Genomic DNA, 366 nt, shown 5'->3' with positions numbered 1-366 from the left:
TGGAGCGGGAAACGAGACTCGAACTCGCGACCCCGACCTTGGCAAGGTCGTGCTCTACCAACTGAGCTATTCCCGCAATGGCGTCCCCTAGGGGACTCGAACCCCTGTTACCGCCGTGAAAGGGCGGTGTCCTAGGCCACTAGACGAAGGGGACAGGCTACAACTTTCACTAATAAAAACGCCGCTCTTTGCAAAGCGGCGCTTTTGAATTTGGAGCGGGAAACGAGACTCGAACTCGCGACCCCGACCTTGGCAAGGTCGTGCTCTACCAACTGAGCTATTCCCGCAATGGCGTCCCCTAGGGGACTCGAACCCCTGTTACCGCCGTGAAAGGGCGGTGTCCTAGGCCACTAGACGAAGGGGACA

General features: G+C 58.5%; 4 tRNA genes. All 4 read right to left on the bottom strand.

Annotated features, from left to right (window positions below):
- The 4 genes from N8H71_RS28720 to N8H71_RS28705 all read right to left on the bottom strand — a co-directional run bounded on the left by N8H71_RS28720 (position 1) and on the right by N8H71_RS28705 (position 365).
- Positions 1 to 76, bottom strand: a tRNA-Gly gene (locus tag N8H71_RS28720).
- A 2-nt stretch (positions 77 to 78) separates the two neighbouring features.
- Positions 79 to 154 (bottom strand) — tRNA-Glu (locus tag N8H71_RS28715).
- 57 nt (positions 155 to 211) lie between these two features.
- Positions 212 to 287: transfer RNA gene (locus N8H71_RS28710), tRNA-Gly, on the bottom strand.
- A gap of 2 nt (positions 288 to 289) precedes the next feature.
- Positions 290 to 365: transfer RNA gene (locus N8H71_RS28705), tRNA-Glu, on the bottom strand.
- Position 366 lies beyond the last annotated feature (1 nt).

This window comes from Pseudomonas koreensis (genome assembly GCF_025447595.1).
Lineage (GTDB): Bacteria > Pseudomonadota > Gammaproteobacteria > Pseudomonadales > Pseudomonadaceae > Aquipseudomonas > Aquipseudomonas koreensis_H.
The sequence above is the reverse complement of the archived record's forward strand: the minus strand, read 5'-3'. Positions and strand labels throughout refer to the sequence as shown.